The sequence below is a fragment of the Streptomyces sp. NRRL B-3229 genome (assembly GCF_000719505.1).
GTDB classification, from domain to species: domain Bacteria; phylum Actinomycetota; class Actinomycetes; order Streptomycetales; family Streptomycetaceae; genus Streptomyces; species Streptomyces griseorubiginosus.
This window is the reverse complement of sequence record NZ_JOGP01000010.1, coordinates 57,254-71,894: the sequence shown is the minus strand read 5'-3', so window position 1 is coordinate 71,894 and position 14,641 is coordinate 57,254. Positions and strand designations below refer to the sequence as shown.

At 71.4% G+C, this 14,641-nt stretch carries 13 protein-coding genes; 10 read left to right on the top strand and 3 right to left on the bottom strand.

Features of this window, described 5'->3' with window-relative positions:
• Nucleotides 1–67 precede the first annotated feature (67 nt).
• On the top strand, nt 68–2,665 hold the full coding sequence (clpB, locus tag IF54_RS0118070) for an ATP-dependent chaperone ClpB (RefSeq protein ID WP_030319796.1): 2,598 nt from the start codon (nt 68–70) through the stop codon (nt 2,663–2,665).
• 46 nt (nt 2,666–2,711) lie between these two features.
• Here clpB and IF54_RS0118065 read toward each other — a convergent pair whose 3' ends face one another.
• The gene (locus IF54_RS0118065) at nt 2,712–3,200 is read right to left on the bottom strand and encodes a hypothetical protein (RefSeq protein WP_030319793.1); all 489 of its coding nucleotides are present in this window, start codon (nt 3,198–3,200) and stop codon (nt 2,712–2,714) included.
• Between the two features lie 141 nt (nt 3,201–3,341).
• Between IF54_RS0118065 and IF54_RS0118060 the strand changes: the two genes are divergently transcribed.
• Nucleotides 3,342–3,869: a YbjN domain-containing protein gene (locus IF54_RS0118060; protein ID WP_020134426.1), complete on the top strand. Its 528-nt coding sequence runs from the start codon at nt 3,342–3,344 to the stop codon at nt 3,867–3,869.
• Nucleotides 3,870–3,916: 47 nt separating this feature from the next.
• Here IF54_RS0118060 and IF54_RS0118055 read toward each other — a convergent pair whose 3' ends face one another.
• Nucleotides 3,917–5,101: a mannosyltransferase family protein gene (locus IF54_RS0118055; protein WP_234439001.1), complete on the bottom strand. Its 1,185-nt coding sequence runs from the start codon at nt 5,099–5,101 to the stop codon at nt 3,917–3,919.
• Between the two features lie 522 nt (nt 5,102–5,623).
• Between IF54_RS0118055 and IF54_RS0118045 the strand changes: the two genes are divergently transcribed.
• Both IF54_RS0118045 and IF54_RS0118040 read left to right on the top strand, forming a co-directional pair.
• Entirely contained in the window at nt 5,624–6,109 is a 486-nt protein-coding gene (locus IF54_RS0118045; protein ID WP_030319784.1) for a hypothetical protein, read from the top strand.
• Nucleotides 6,106–6,456: a hypothetical protein gene (locus IF54_RS0118040; protein ID WP_030319782.1), complete on the top strand. Its 351-nt coding sequence runs from the start codon at nt 6,106–6,108 to the stop codon at nt 6,454–6,456. The genes IF54_RS0118045 and IF54_RS0118040 overlap by 4 nt, the downstream gene beginning before the upstream one ends.
• A gap of 15 nt (nt 6,457–6,471) precedes the next feature.
• Here IF54_RS0118040 and IF54_RS0118035 read toward each other — a convergent pair whose 3' ends face one another.
• On the bottom strand, nt 6,472–7,671 hold the full coding sequence (locus IF54_RS0118035) for a pyridoxal phosphate-dependent aminotransferase (protein WP_030319779.1): 1,200 nt from the start codon (nt 7,669–7,671) through the stop codon (nt 6,472–6,474).
• A 903-nt stretch (nt 7,672–8,574) separates the two neighbouring features.
• On the opposite strand from IF54_RS0118035, the gene IF54_RS0118030 reads away from it, so the two are divergent.
• From IF54_RS0118030 to fbaA, 6 genes are all read left to right on the top strand, one after another.
• Entirely contained in the window at nt 8,575–9,099 is a 525-nt protein-coding gene (locus IF54_RS0118030; RefSeq protein ID WP_030319777.1) for a DUF2617 family protein, read from the top strand.
• Between the two features lie 214 nt (nt 9,100–9,313).
• On the top strand, nt 9,314–10,951 hold the full coding sequence (locus IF54_RS0118025) for a polyamine aminopropyltransferase (protein ID WP_030319775.1): 1,638 nt from the start codon (nt 9,314–9,316) through the stop codon (nt 10,949–10,951).
• 91 nt (nt 10,952–11,042) lie between these two features.
• Nucleotides 11,043–12,035, top strand: coding sequence for an SRPBCC domain-containing protein (locus IF54_RS0118020; RefSeq protein ID WP_030319773.1), 993 nt, complete (start codon nt 11,043–11,045; stop codon nt 12,033–12,035).
• Between the two features lie 13 nt (nt 12,036–12,048).
• On the top strand, nt 12,049–12,840 hold the full coding sequence (locus tag IF54_RS0118015; RefSeq protein ID WP_030319771.1) for an aldose epimerase: 792 nt from the start codon (nt 12,049–12,051) through the stop codon (nt 12,838–12,840).
• A gap of 10 nt (nt 12,841–12,850) precedes the next feature.
• On the top strand, nt 12,851–13,399 hold the full coding sequence (gene pyrE / locus IF54_RS0118010; protein ID WP_030319769.1) for an orotate phosphoribosyltransferase: 549 nt from the start codon (nt 12,851–12,853) through the stop codon (nt 13,397–13,399).
• 147 nt (nt 13,400–13,546) lie between these two features.
• Nucleotides 13,547–14,578, top strand: coding sequence for a class II fructose-bisphosphate aldolase (gene fbaA, locus IF54_RS0118005; protein WP_030319767.1), 1,032 nt, complete (start codon nt 13,547–13,549; stop codon nt 14,576–14,578).
• Nucleotides 14,579–14,641 lie beyond the last annotated feature (63 nt).

Here is a 14,641-nt window from a genome sequence, read left to right as displayed (position 1 = left end):
CTTTATGTACGCTGACTGAGTCAGTGCAGGAGTCGCAGGAGCTGACACCGAGGAGGAGTACGGACACGTGGATGCCGAGCTGACCAACCGGAGCCGGGACGCGATCAACGCGGCCAGCAACCGGGCCGTGACCGAGGGGCACCCGGACCTCACCCCCGCCCACCTGCTCCTCGCTCTGCTCCAGGGGCAGGACAACGAGAACATCACCGACCTGCTGGCCGCCGTCGACGCCGACCAGGCCGCTGTGCGGGCGGGCGCCGAGAAGGCCCTGGCCGCGCTGCCCAGCGTGACCGGGTCCACCGTCGCGCCCCCGCAGCCCAACCGCGACCTGCTCTCCGTCATCGCCGACGCGCAGGCCCGTGCCAAGGACCTCGGAGACGAGTTCCTGTCCACCGAGCACCTGCTCATCGGTATCGCCGCCAAGGGCGGACCGGCCGCGGAGGTGCTGACCCAGCAGGGCGCCACCCCGCAGAAGCTGGTCGACGCCTTCCAGAAAGCCCGGGGAGGGCGCCGCGTGACCACCGCCGATCCCGAGGGCCAGTACAAGGCCCTGGAGAAGTTCGGAACCGACTTCACCGCTGCCGCCCGGGACGGCAAGCTCGACCCCGTCATCGGACGTGACCAGGAGATCCGCCGGGTCGTCCAGGTGCTGTCCCGCCGTACCAAGAACAACCCCGTCCTCATCGGTGAACCGGGCGTCGGCAAGACCGCCGTCGTCGAGGGGCTCGCCCAGCGGATCGTCAAGGGGGACGTGCCCGAGTCGCTCAAGGACAAGCGGCTCGTCGCCCTCGACCTCGGGGCCATGGTCGCCGGTGCCAAGTACCGGGGCGAGTTCGAGGAGCGGCTGAAGACCGTGCTCGCGGAGATCAAGGACTCCGACGGGCAGATCATCACCTTCATCGACGAGCTGCACACCGTCGTGGGCGCGGGCGCCGGCGGCGACTCCTCGATGGACGCCGGCAACATGCTCAAGCCGATGCTCGCCCGCGGTGAGCTGCGTATGGTCGGCGCCACCACGCTCGACGAGTACCGGGAGCGGATCGAGAAGGACCCCGCCCTGGAGCGGCGCTTCCAGCAGGTGCTGGTCGCCGAGCCGACCGTCGAGGACACCATCGCCATCCTGCGCGGGCTCAAGGGCCGCTACGAGGCCCACCACAAGGTCCAGATCGCCGACAGCGCGCTGGTCGCCGCCGCCACCCTCTCCGACCGGTACATCACCTCCCGGTTCCTGCCCGACAAGGCCATCGACCTCGTCGACGAGGCCGCCTCCCGGCTGCGGATGGAGATCGACTCCTCGCCCGTGGAGATCGACGAACTCCAGCGCGGGGTCGACCGGTTGAAGATGGAGGAGCTGGCGCTCGAGAAGGAGACCGACCCGGCCTCCCGGGAGCGCCTGGAACGGCTGCGCCGCGACCTCGCCGACAAGGAGGAGGAGCTGCGGGGCCTGACCGCCCGCTGGGAGAAGGAGAAGCAGTCCCTCAACCGGGTCGGTGAACTCAAGGAGAAGCTGGACGAGTTGCGCGGTCAGGCCGAACGCGCCCAGCGCGACGGCGACTTCGACACCGCCAGCAAGCTGCTCTACGGCGAGATCCCCACCCTGGAGCGGGACTTGGAGGCCGCCTCGGAGGCCGAGGAGGAGGCTGCCAAGGACACCATGGTCAAGGAGGAGGTCGGCTCCGACGACATCGCCGACACGGTCGCCGCGTGGACCGGCATCCCGGCGGGCCGTCTCCTGGAGGGCGAGACCCAGAAACTCCTGCGCATGGAGGAGGAGTTGGGCAAGCGGCTCATCGGCCAGACCGAGGCCGTGCAGGCCGTCGCGGACGCCGTACGGCGCACCCGGGCCGGGATCGCCGACCCGGACCGTCCCACCGGCTCCTTTCTCTTCCTCGGCCCGACGGGCGTCGGCAAGACCGAACTCGCCAAGGCCCTCGCCGACTTCCTCTTCGACGACGAGCGGGCGATGGTCCGCATCGACATGTCGGAGTACGGCGAGAAGCACAGCGTGGCCCGGCTGGTCGGCGCGCCTCCCGGCTACGTCGGCTACGAGGAGGGCGGTCAGCTCACCGAAGCGGTGCGCAGGCGGCCGTACAGCGTCGTGCTCCTCGACGAGGTGGAGAAGGCGCACCCCGAGGTCTTCGACGTGCTCCTCCAGGTGCTGGACGACGGGCGGCTGACGGACGGACAGGGCCGTACGGTCGACTTCCGCAACGCGATCCTGGTGCTGACGTCCAACCTGGGCAGCCAGTTCCTCGTCGACCCGATCACCAGCGAGGAGGAGAAGAAGGAGCAGGTCCTGGAGGTCGTACGGGCCTCCTTCAAGCCGGAGTTCCTCAACCGGCTGGACGACCTGGTCGTCTTCTCGGCCCTCAGCAAGGACGAGCTCGGCCGGATCGCCCGCCTCCAGATCGACCGGCTCGCCAAGCGCCTTGCCGAGCGCCGGCTCACGCTGGAGGTCACCGACGCGGCCCTGGACTGGCTCGCCGTCGAGGGCATGGACCCGGCCTACGGCGCCCGGCCGCTGCGCCGGCTCGTCCAGACGGCGATCGGCGACCGCCTCGCGAAGGAGATCCTCTCCGGCGAGGTCAAGGACGGCGACACGGTCCGCGTGGACGCGTTCGGGGACGGTCTGATCGTGGGGCCGGCGACGGGCAAGACGCTCTGATCCGACAGATGCGGCGGGGGCTTCCCTGCGGGGCCCCCGCCGCATCTCACGAGGTGAACGCCTTGTACCGCACCTCGGACCACTTGTCGCTGTCGTGGGCGATCTCCATCTGCACGGAGCCGCTCTGCCCCGCGGCCGGGCCCCGGCTCATGCACGCGTAGACGTCGGTGCCCCCGCACTGAACATTGCGCAGTGCGGGTCCGTCCGGGTAGTTCGCCGCCACCCAGGCGCTCACCTCGGCGTTCCGCATCAGGAAGCGGGCCTCGTACCGGGAGCCCTGCCCGGCCTCCAACGAGCACGTGAGGTCGCGCACCCCGGTCGGGGGCTTCGCCCCGCCGTAGGCGAACGCCTCGGCGCACGAGACCTTCCGGACGCCCGTGTCGACCGAGTCGTCCGTGAAGAGCCAGGCGATCAGCAGCGCGAGCAGGGCCGCCACCACCAGCGTCGGCACGGCCAGAATCGCCAGGAAGACCCCCCATCTGGTCCTGCCCGGTACGTCCTGTTCCAGGATGGTTTCGGTCTCTGTCCGTGTCATGCGTTCCCCCAATGGTCGGACCCCGTTCTACCGGAGCTGTCCGGATCATGTCAGCCCTGGGAGGACAGGGCCCGTCTGGGCTTGCCACCCCCCTCCCCGGATGGGGGAGGATGGCGGAATCCGTACGAAGGGAAATTCACGGTGACCATCGACCCGTCCTCGATTCCGAACTTCGGGGGCCAGCCCGAGCCGCAGCCCCAAGGACCGGCGGGCCCCGTCGTCCCGGATCAGGATCTCGTGAAGCAGCTCCTCGACCAGATGGAGCTGAAGTATGTCGTCGACGACGAGGGTGACCTCGCGGCGCCGTGGGAGCAGTTCCGTACGTATTTCATGTTCCGCGGCGAGGCCGACCAGCAGGTCTTCTCGGTGCGGACGTTCTACGACCGGCCCCACCAGATCGACGAGAAGCCGCAGCTGCTGGAGTCGATCGACGACTGGAACCGCCGCACCCTGTGGCCCAAGGTCTACAGCCACACCCACGACGACGGCACCGTCCGCCTGATCGGTGAGGCGCAGATGCTGATCGGCACCGGCGTCGCCCTGGAGCACTTCGTGTCCTCCACGGTCAGCTGGGTGCGCGCCGCCATCGAGTTCGACAAGTGGCTCGTCGAGCAGCTCGGCCTCGAGGAGGAGGTCAACGACGCGGAGAAGCCCGAGGACGACGAGTAGTCGTTCCCCGGGACGTTCCGGGTTTTCCGGACGTTCCCGATGTTTCGCTACAGGGGCGTACCGGCGAGCACGACCAGGTACGCGCCGTAGCCGAACGAGAGCCCGGCCAGGGCAGCGGTCACCACGGCCGCGTGCCAGGGCCGGGCTCTCGCCGTCCGCACCAGCGCCCGCGCGAGCGGCAGCAGCAGCGGGAACGCGGGCAGCAGGAACCGCGGCTTGGACGCGAAGAACCCCGACCCGCCGAGCGCGACCAGCAGCAGGACCCCGCTGTAGACCAGCAGCGGCAGCGGGGCGCGGTCGGCCAGCAGCAGGGCGAACAGGAGTACGGCGGCGGCGACCAGCAGCAGAGCCACCGGGAAGACCATCCGGTCGCTGTCCAGCGCCAGGTGCCGTACGAAACGCAGGGACCCGGCGCCCAGGTCGAAACGGGAGCCCCAGCGGCGCTGCACCGCGAAGTAGCCGCCGAGCAGATCGCCCTCGCGGTGACCGACCCACAGCACGTACCCGAGCCAGCCCAGCGGGGCGAGCGCGGCACCCGTCCACAGCCTGTGGGTAACTTTTCGCCGCGCTCGAACACACCGCACGATCTCGTACGACGCCGTCGCGAGGACCGCCGCGGCGGCCGCGACCCCGTTGGGCCGGGCCAGCCCGGCGAGCGCGGCCAGTGCGCCCGCCCACACCCAGCGCCCGGTCAGCACGGCGTACAGCGACCAGGCGGCGAAGGCCGTCAGGACCGGTTCGGTGTACGCCAGGGACAGCACGACCGAGTGCGGCAGCAGGCCCCACAGCAGCACCAGGGCGGTGGCCACGGCCCGTCCGTGCAGGCGCAGGGCGAGAGCGTGGATGCCGGCGGCGGCCACCGCGGCGGCGGCCCACGACACCACGAGGCCCGCCGCGCCCCCGCTGAGCGGGGTCAGCGCGGTCACCGTCCGGACCAGGGCCGGGTAGAGCGGGAAGAACGCCAGGTCGCTGAAGACGGTGCCGGGCCGGATGTGCAGGGTGCGGACGTAGCCGTGCGCGGCGATCCCCAGGTACCACCGGGAGTCCCAGGACCGCCCGAGCAGCGTGAGCGGCCCGTGACCGGCAGCCCAGGCGGTCGCGGCGAGCACGGCGAGCCCGGCGATCCGCGCGACGGCGAACAGCCCGAGCGCCGCCACCAGCGGATGCGTGACGCGGCCGCGGATGCCGGGTCGGGTGACACTGGACGGTGCGAGCGTGCTGGCATGGGTCACATCAGCACATTGCAGAAGAAGTCGGTCATAAGCGAGCATCGCGGGCGCGGTGTCTGCCTGGTCGGGGCTCCTTCCCGCCCGGATCGCCGACCACCTCACCACCGGACTCCCGGACCGGTCTCCTGACCCGCCCGATCGGCATCCTCAGCCACCGGCTCGAAGACTCCGCTGATCACACCGGCGATCGAGCTCACCGCATCCCCAGCACATTCGGCGACCCTGGCCATGCGGAACGGTGACGGCTGCGATCGAGGGTTCCGCTCCGACGGGGCACCCACTGCCGCGACTGCCGTGCTGCTGACGCCCGCGGAGACCGCCTCCTGCCTGGAGATCCCTCAGTCGACCCTCACCTGGTGGCTGGCCGAGGAGACGTACGTCAGGAACTGCTTCGCCGAACGGACCGCCGAGACCAGGCCGGGCGCCGCCGTGATCCATGCCACTCCGCTTTCGCCTACCCGTTTCTTCCCGGCCGGTTGCCGGCCCGCCATGGAAATCAGAACGTAGTCGGAGTACAGTCTGAGTATGAGCATCGTGCACCCGGTAGCCGAATCGGAGTCCGTCTCGTTCACCGATCTGTCCCGGAACCCGAAGGCGGTCGCCGCGAGGGCCGCCGCTCTCGGGTGCCTGCGTGTCACGCACCGAGACGCGCCGGACATGGTGTTGACCACGGCCATATACGCGGAGCGCGCCGAGGAGAACCTGACCACGGCATCGCGGCTCTTCCTTGCGCTGTTGAAGCAGGACGACGGCGCCAAGTCGCTTCTGCTCGCGCTGCCCGAGGTGTTCCCGTGGGTTCGCCACCTGGACGCTGAGGAAGTGCGGGAATTCACTGTCGAGCTTCTGGAAGCGCTGTCCGACGCCGCTGAACTGGGCGCCAGGGAGGCTGTGCACCGGGCGATCATCTCGTGGCGGGCCACCGCCCGCATCAACGCTGACCCTGACCAGCTCAGGGAAGCGCTTCGCCCGCTGGGTGACGTCGACCTCGGCCCGGTCGAGGTGCACGGGTGAGCCCGAAGAAAGGCGATCGTGTCAGTGTCCCGCCGCTGAGTGGTTGGAACGTCATCTACGGGACGACGGAGGCCGCGACCGGTTGGGAGGAGCTGTGCCGGGTGGCGTTGCCGAACGCGCATCGCTGCCTGGAAGCTCTTCGCACAGACCCGCTGTCGCGCGCCCACTGGAACCGTCAGCACCAGCTCCGCGGCAGGCACGCCACCAGGGAGTGGAAGGGCTCTGAGCTGGAGCAGTGGGAGTACGAGATCACCAGTGGCGGCCGGGTCCGCTGCCTGGTCAGCCCGGACACCTCGACTGTGATCCTGGTGTACGCCTCCCCGCGACACCCGAAGGACACTGAATAACCCGACGCCCAGGCCCTATGAGCCCAGTGTCTTGAGGCGGCGTGCGGCCTCCTCCAGTACGCCTGCCTGCTTGCAGAACGCGAACCGTACGAAGGGCGCCCCCGCCTCCCGGTGGTCGTAGAAGACGGCGTTCGGGATGGCGACGACGCCCGCGCGTTCGGGCAGGGCGCGGCAGAAGGTGAAGCCGTCGGTCTCGCCCAGGGGGCGGATGTCGGTGGTGATGAAGTAGGTGCCCGCCGTGCGGAAGACCTCGAAGCCGGCGTCCTTCAGGCCCGTGGCCAGCAGGTCGCGCTTGGCCCGCATGTCCTCGCGGAAGGCGGTGAAGTAGCTCTCCGGCAGGGCCAGGGCCTCGGCGACCGCGTACTGGAACGGGCCCGAGGAGACGTACGTCAGGAACTGCTTCGCCGAACGGACCGCCGAGACCAGGCCGGGCGCCGCCGTGATCCAGCCGACCTTCCAGCCGGTGAAGGAGAAGGTCTTGCCGGCCGAGCCGATCGTCACCGTGCGCTCCCGCATCCCCGGGAAGGTCGCGAGGGGCAGGTGTTCGGCCTCGTCGAAGACCAGGTGCTCGTAGACCTCGTCCGTGACGACCAGCAGATCCCGCTCCACGGCCAGCTCGGCGACAGCCGTCAGCTCCTCACGGGTGAGGACCGTGCCGGTGGGGTTGTGCGGGGTGTTGATCAGCAGCAGGCGGGTCCTGTCGGTGACGGCGGCGCGCAGCTCGTCGAGGTCGAGGCGGAAGCGGGCACCCCCCTCGAAGTCCGGCCGCAGGGTGACCGGGACCCGGGTGCCGCCCGCCATCGCGATGCAGGCCGCGTACGAGTCGTAATACGGCTCCAGGGCGACGACCTCGTCGCCGGGCTCGACCAGGGCGAGCAGGGCGGCCGCGATGGCCTCCGTGGCGCCGGCGGTGACCAGGACCTCGGTGTCGGGGTCCCAGGACAGGCCGTAACGGCGCTCCTGGTGCGCGGCGACCGCCGTGCGCAGCTCCGGGACGCCGGGACCCGGCGGGTACTGGTTGCCGCGTCCGTCGCGCAGCGCCCGCACGGCGGCCTCCCGGACCTCCTCGGGGCCGTCCGTGTCGGGGAATCCCTGGCCCAGGTTGATCGACCCGGTGCTGAGCGCCAGGGCGGACATCTCGGCGAAGATCGTCGTCCCGAACTCGGCGAGACGGCGGTTGAGCAGGGGGCGCGCGCTGGAGGTCATGCCGGTCATCCTGCGCCCAAGCTCTGGAGTTCCTCAACTCTGCTTTGGTCCGTGAGACGGAGGGGCATCTCCAGCTCACGCAACCGGCGAGGCGCCCACGGGGGGTCGCTTCGGGGGGTATCGGAAGGAGGGTGAGCCATGGTCATCGGCATCATCCTGTTGGTCTTCGTGGTCGTGTTCCTTGTGGGTGTCGCGGCCGTCGTGTTCAGGAACGGCTCGACGCGGCGGCGGGTCCGAGCCGCCGGTGGCGGCGGCGCCGCGGGCAGCCAGAGCTGGTGGGTCGGCGGCGGAGGCGGGTCGGACTCCGGGAGCTCCGGTGGCGACTCCGGGGGCGGCAGCCACCACGGCGGACACCACGGGGGCGGGAGCCACCACGGCGGACATGACGGGGGTGGCGGCCACCACGGTGGGCACTCCTGTGGTGGTGGGCACTCCTGCGGCGGTGGGTCGTCCTGTGGTGGCGGGTCGTCCTGCGGCGGCGGGGGCGGATGCGGGGGAGGCAGCTGACACGGGGCAGCTGAGCTCCGTCAGGGGGAACCGCATCCGTGGACGGGGGGGAGCGCGGGGGGCGTGGGTCCGGACCTGGGTCGGGACCCACGCCCCCCGCTTGTCGCACTTTCACTCCGGCGCGGCGGTGCTCCGGCGCACGCTCCGGCCGCCGCGGTGTGCGCCGCGGTTGAACAGTTGAGCTGTGGAGCCCACGGAGGGATGGAAACCCCACGAAGTTGGGTAAAAACGCTGTGTCGGCGCCACTGTTCATGATTCCCTCTCAATCACCAACACAGCCCCTCGGACGTCCTGCGGACACGTCCTGACCTGCCGACTGGGCTGACCGGGTCGATCCCCCCACAGTCGCCCGGGTGTGCCGGAACCCCACACCACCCTTTCTTTGCGTGCTAGCGGAGCCGATCCATGCTCACGACCCTGAACACCTCGTACACCGACACGCGCGCGGCCGACCTCGCCTGGGCCCTGGGGCGTGAGCCGCTGCCCGCCCTCGCCACGCTCGACCTCGAACTTGCCGGGGCGAAGCTTCAGTTGAGACTCCTCGGTGCCTCCCACCAAGTGCTCCTCGAGGAGGCGCGGGGCACCTGTTCGGAGACCGTGGCCTGCATCGCCGGCAGCAGCACACCGCTGCCGCTGGGCGTGGCCAAGCGGGTGGGCGACTGGGAGTACGAGTTCGCGGCCCGCGTCGAGCGGTTGTCGCCCGGTCAGTTCGCCGGCCGCGCACAGGAGTTGCTGGCGCTGGTGTCCGACCATCCGAACGGACTTGCCGGTGTCTTTCCGGGCAGCCCGCACGCGTTCACGGCGATGCTGGCCCAGCGTCACGAGGGCCAGGTGCACTGGCGGACCTGGCACGCGTACCCGCAGGACGGGCAGTTGGTGGCCACCAGGACCCGGGTGGGGGCGCGGGTTCCGGTCACGGCGTCGGGGTGAGCCTGTCCCGGCCTCGGGGTGAGCGGTCCCTGCGTCGGGGAGAGCCTGTCCCAGCCTCGGAGTGGACCGGTCGCGACCTCGCGGTGAGCCGGTCGGGGAGTCCCGGCGCGGCGGTGTGACGCGGCGGGGTGGCAAACACCTGTTTCCCGATTGACTCCTGTTTCCACACGTGTGGGTGACGAAGCGTGCCCGAGCCGTAACGTAACGTCGCACCGTGATCGAGCCGCACGCCCCCGCCCCGCCCGGCGCTCCGCCGCCCTGGGCCGGGCCCGCGCGGCTGCCGGTCCGGCAGGGGACCGGGCGGTTCCTCGTCCTCGCGTGCGTCTTCGTCTGCGCGGCCTGCGGACTGGTGTACGAGCTCGAACTGGTCGCCCTGGCCTCGTACTTGATCGGCGACTCCGTCACCCAGGCGTCCGTGGTGCTCTCCGTCATGGTCTTCGCGATGGGCATCGGCTCACTCGCCGCCAAGCGGCTGCGCGGGCTCGCGGCGGCCGCCTTCGGTGCCCTGGAGGCACTCCTCGCCCTGGTCGGCGGGTGCAGCGCGATGGCCCTGTACGCCGTCTTCGCCTGGACCGGCGACTGGGGCGGGCCCTGGGCGAGCGGGCCGCGCTGGCTCCTGGTCGCCTTCTCGCTCGCCATCGGCCTGCTCATCGGCGCCGAAGTCCCCCTGCTGATGGAGCTCATCCAGCGCATTCGCCGCCAGGACGCGGGCGGCGCCGTCGCCGACCTGTTCGCGGCGGACTACGTCGGCGCCCTGGTCGGAGGCCTCGCCTTCCCCTTCCTCCTGCTGCCCCAGCTGGGCCAGTTGACCGGCGCCCTGCTCACTGGCGCGGTCAACGCGGTCGCGGGCGGCACCCTGGTCCTCGGCCTGTTCCGGCGCGATCTGACCCGCAGGGCCCGCTGGCTGCTGCTGGGCGCCAACCTCGCCGTGCTCGGCGTCCTCGCCACCGCCGCCGTCCTCGTCGACGACTTCGAACGGGCCGCGCGGGAGGCGGTCTACGGCAAGGACGTCCGGGTCGCCGTCCAGAGCGGCGTCCAGGAGGTCGTCCTCACCGGCGGCACCGGCGGCCGCCCCCTCGACCTCTTCCTCGACGGCCGGCTCAGGGTCAGCGGCCGTGACGAGGACCGCTACCACGAGGCCCTGGTCCACCCCGCGATGAAGGGCCCCCACGCGCGCGTGCTCGTCCTCGGCGGCGGCGACGGCCTCGCCGCCCGCGAGGTGCTCCGCTACCCCGGCGTCCAACGCGTCGACATCGTCGAACTCGACCCCACCGTGGTGGACCTGGCCCGCAACGACCCGGCGCTCTCCCGCCTCAACGGCCATGTGTACGGCGACGCGCGCGTGCACGTGATCGTCGCGGACGCCTTCCGCCGGCTGCGCACCGGGCTCCCGGCGCCGTCGTACGACGTGGTCGTCGCCGATCTGCCCGATCCCGGCATCACCGCGAGCACCAAGCTGTACTCCCAGGAGTTCTACGGCCTGGTCCGCCGTGTCCTCGCCCCCGACGGCCGTCTCGTCGTGCACGCCGGGCCGCTCGCCGCCCGCCCCCGGGTCTTCTGGACCGTGGAGGCCACGATGCGCGCGGCCGGCCTGCACACCACGCCCTACCGCCTCGCCGGCCGCGCCTCGGACGTCCCGTCGGGCCCCGACCGCACGGCCCGCGCGTCGAGGAGCCCGGACGACTGGGGCTTCGTGCTGGCGTCCCCGCACATCCGCCCCCCGCTGGCCCTGGGCCCCGGGGCGCGGGGTGCGCGCCTGACGCCGGGGGCCCTGCGGGAGGCCGGGAGGGCGGCGGCCGCGACGAGGATCGGTGGGCTGCCCGCTTCCACGTTGGTGCATCCGCGGTACTGAGCGGACGGTCCCCCGGCGTTCCGGCCCGACCCGCGGTCGCTTTCGACCAACGGGAGTGCCGCGGGGGTCCCCCGTAGGTAGGCTCGCGAGCATGGAGCATGAGGTGTTCGTTCCGGTTCCGGCCGAGCGGCTGAGGGAGGCCCTCGGGGACCCCGCCACGGTGGCCCGGGCGGTTCCCGGGCTTCAGCAGGACGCCGGCGCGGAGCCCGTCGCCGGGCGCCTGAAGGTGCGAGTCGGCAGCCACTCCGTCACCTACCGCGGAGCGGTCCGCCTCGTCCGCCGCGACGACGGTTCCTACACCGCCGAGGGCGAGGCCACCGAGGCCCGCGGCACCGGCTCGGTCCACCTCTCCCTCACCCTGCGCCTGCGTGACACCGACGACGGCACGACCCTGGCCTTCGAGGCGACGGCCACGGCGGACGGCCGCATCACGGAACTCCCGCAGGACGCGGTGGGCTCCGCTGTCGTACGCCTGCTGAACCGTTTCGCGGAGGGGTTGGGCGAGGCGGAGAAGGGCACGCGTGAGCCGGCCGAGCCGAGGCGCGCGGAGCACGGGGACGAGCAGGAGCGCGTGGAGCCCACGGGCGAGCGGGGGCGCGCGGAGCACGGGGAAGAGGAGCACGCAGAGCACGCTGAAGAGCAGGAGCGGACGGAGGAGCCGGAGCAGCGGAAGCGGGCGGAGGAGCGGGGAGGGCCTGACAGGGCGGAGGAGCCGGAAGGCTCGGAGCAGTCGGAGGCCGCGGCCTCCCAGGACCCGCCGACGCCCGACCCGGAAGCCCCGGAGCCGCTCGACGAAGCCTCGGAGCCGCTCGAAGAGCCCCCGACCCCGACCCCTGCCCCGACCCCCGTCGAGGACTTCACCGAACCCCTCAACCCCCCGGCCGAGGCCGCCCACGCCCGCCGTACGATGATCGGCCGCAGCGCGGAGGAGGTCGACCACGCGCCCCCGCGCGGCCGTTACGCCCCCGTCCCGGTGCCCCAGACCGTCGCCGCCGGTGCGACCCTGCGCTGGGCGGCCCCCGCCGCGGCCGCGGTGCTCGCGTCGGCGATCGTGGTCACCCGCGTGCTGAGGAAACGGCGTTGAGTACTGTCGTCCCGTGAGCCATGAAGAGATCACGCTGACCGCGGGCGATGCGGAAGTGACCTTGCAGCCGTCGAACGGCGGACGCGTCGGGGGACTTCGGGTCGGAGGCGTCGAACTGCTCCGGCAGGGCGAGCGTTTCGGCTGCTTCCCGATGGTCCCCTGGTGCGGCCGCATCCGGGACGGCCGCTTCCGCGACGGCGCCACCACCCACCAGATGCCGCTCAACTCCCCACCGCACGCCATCCACGGCACCGCCCGCGACGGCGCCTGGACCGTCGCCCGCAGCGGCACCGACGAGGCGGTGATGACGTACGACCTCGTCGAGCCCTGGCCGTGGCCCGGCCGTGTCACCCAGATCGCGGCGCTCACCCCGGACGCCCTCACGCTCACGATCTCCGTCGAGACGTACGACTCCTCCTTCCCGGCCCAGATCGGCTGGCACCCCTGGTTCAACCGCACCCTCGACGGCGGCGAGCCCGCCCGGCTCGACTTCACCGCCGCCTGGCAGGAGGAGCGCGGCGACGACCACCTGCCCACCGGCAACCGCGTCGACCCGAAGCCCGGCCCCTGGGACGACTGCTTCGGCATGCCCGAGGGCGTGGACGTCACCCTCACCTGGCCCGGACAGCTGGAGCTGAAGGTCGCCAGCCGCGAGGAATGGGTCGTGGTCTACGACGAGCAGGAGGCCGCCGTCTGCGTGGAGCCGCAGACCGGGCCGCCCAACGGCCTGAACACCCTGCCGCGCCTGGTCACGCCCCTGGAGCCGCTGGAGGCCTCCACGACCTGGACCTGGCGGCGCCTCTAAGCTGGCAGGCATGACTGACGCGCGTGCCGCCCTGAAGCAGCAGATTCTCGACAAGGCCGTGGTGCACGGCAAGGTGACCCTGTCGTCCGGCCTGGAGGCCGACTACTACGTCGACCTGCGCCGCATCACCCTGGACGGCGAGGCGGCCCCGCTGGTCGGACAGGTGCTCCTGGACCTGACCGCGGAACTGGAGTTCGACGCGGTCGGCGGCCTGACCATGGGCGCCGACCCGGTCGCCGGCGCCATGCTGCACGCGGCCGCCGCGCGCGGGCGGCGCCTGGACGCCTTCGTCGTGCGCAAGGCGGCGAAGGCGCACGGCATGCAGCGCCGGGTGGAGGGCCCCGACATCGCGGGCCGCCGGGTCGTGGTCGTCGAGGACACCTCCACCACCGGCGGCTCCCCGCTCGAGGCGGTCGCGGCGGTGCGCGAGGCGGGCGCGGAGGTGGTTGCGGTCGCGACGATCGTGGACCGCGCTACCGGCGCCGCCGAGAAGATCGAACAGGGCGCGGGCGTCCCGTACCTGTTCGCGTTCGGCAAGGACGAGCTGGGTCTCGCCTGAGTTATCCACAGGCTGAGACGGCTCGGGCGAAGCATCCGGGCGAGTCTGGAAAGATGGGGCCGACGATGACGTCGAACCCCCACACAAGGTCTAGGTCAGGGCCGTAAGTACGCCGTACGCCAACCCGCAGATACAAGGAGCGGACACATGCCGATCGCAACCCCCGAGGTCTACAACGAGATGCTCGACCGGGCGAAGGCAGGCAAGTTCGCCTACCCGGCCATCAACGTGACCTCGACCCAGACCCTGCACGCTGCGCTGCGCGGCTTCGCGGAGGCCGAGAGCGACGGCATCATCCAGATCTCGACCGGTGGTGCCGAGTTCCTGGGCGGCCAGTACAGCAAGGAGATGGTCACGGGTTCCGTGGCCCTCGCCGAGTTCGCGCACATCGTCGCCGAGAAGTACCCGGTCACCGTCGCGCTGCACACCGACCACTGCCCCAAGGACAAGCTCGACGGGTACGTACGCCCGCTGCTGGCCGTGTCCGAGGAGCGGGTCAAGGCCGGCGGCAACCCGCTGTTCCAGTCCCACATGTGGGACGGCTCGGCGGAGACCCTCGCCGACAACCTCTCCATCGCCCAGGAGCTCCTGGAGCGCGCCCGCGCCGCCAAGATCATCCTCGAGGTCGAGATCACCCCCACCGGTGGCGAGGAGGACGGCGTCTCGCACGAGATCAACGACTCCCTCTACACCACGGTCGACGACGCCATCCGGACCGCCGAGGCGCTCGGGCTCGGGGAGAAGGGCCGCTACCTGCTGGCCGCCTCCTTCGGCAACGTCCACGGCGTGTACAAGCCGGGCAACGTCGTCCTGCGCCCCGACCTGCTGAAGGAGCTGAACGACGGCGTGGCCGCCAAGTTCGGCAAGCCGGCCGGCGCCCAGCCCTTCGACTTCGTCTTCCACGGCGGCTCCGGCTCCACGGAGGAGGAGATCCGCACCGCGCTGGAGAACGGCGTGGTCAAGATGAACATCGACACCGACACGCAGTACGCCTTCACGCGTCCGGTCGCCGACCACATGTTCCGCAACTACGACGGCGTCCTGAAGGTCGACGGCGAGGTCGGCTCCAAGAAGACCTACGACCCGCGCACCTGGGGCAAGCTCGCGGAGGCCTCCATGGCCGCCCGCGTCGTCGAGGCCACGCAGAACCTGCGCTCGGCGGGCACGAAGATCAAGTAAGGCCCTGCACGACTGATCGCGGTGAGCCCGGTGCTGCGGCACCGGGCTCGCTGTATACCTGGG

Coding starts and splice junctions, on each gene's coding strand:
- IF54_RS0118065 (WP_030319793.1), bottom strand. CDS start 3,200: ATGACACGGACAGAGACCGAAACCATCCTGGAACAGGACGTACCGGGC.
- IF54_RS0118045 (WP_030319784.1), top strand. CDS start 5,624: ATGAGCATCGTGCACCCGGTAGCCGAATCGGAGTCCGTCTCGTTCACC.
- IF54_RS0118035 (WP_030319779.1), bottom strand. CDS start 7,671: ATGACCGGCATGACCTCCAGCGCGCGCCCCCTGCTCAACCGCCGTCTC.
- IF54_RS0118030 (WP_030319777.1), top strand. CDS start 8,575: ATGCTCACGACCCTGAACACCTCGTACACCGACACGCGCGCGGCCGAC.
- IF54_RS0118020 (WP_030319773.1), top strand. CDS start 11,043: ATGGAGCATGAGGTGTTCGTTCCGGTTCCGGCCGAGCGGCTGAGGGAG.
- pyrE (WP_030319769.1), top strand. CDS start 12,851: ATGACTGACGCGCGTGCCGCCCTGAAGCAGCAGATTCTCGACAAGGCC.
- fbaA (WP_030319767.1), top strand. CDS start 13,547: ATGCCGATCGCAACCCCCGAGGTCTACAACGAGATGCTCGACCGGGCG.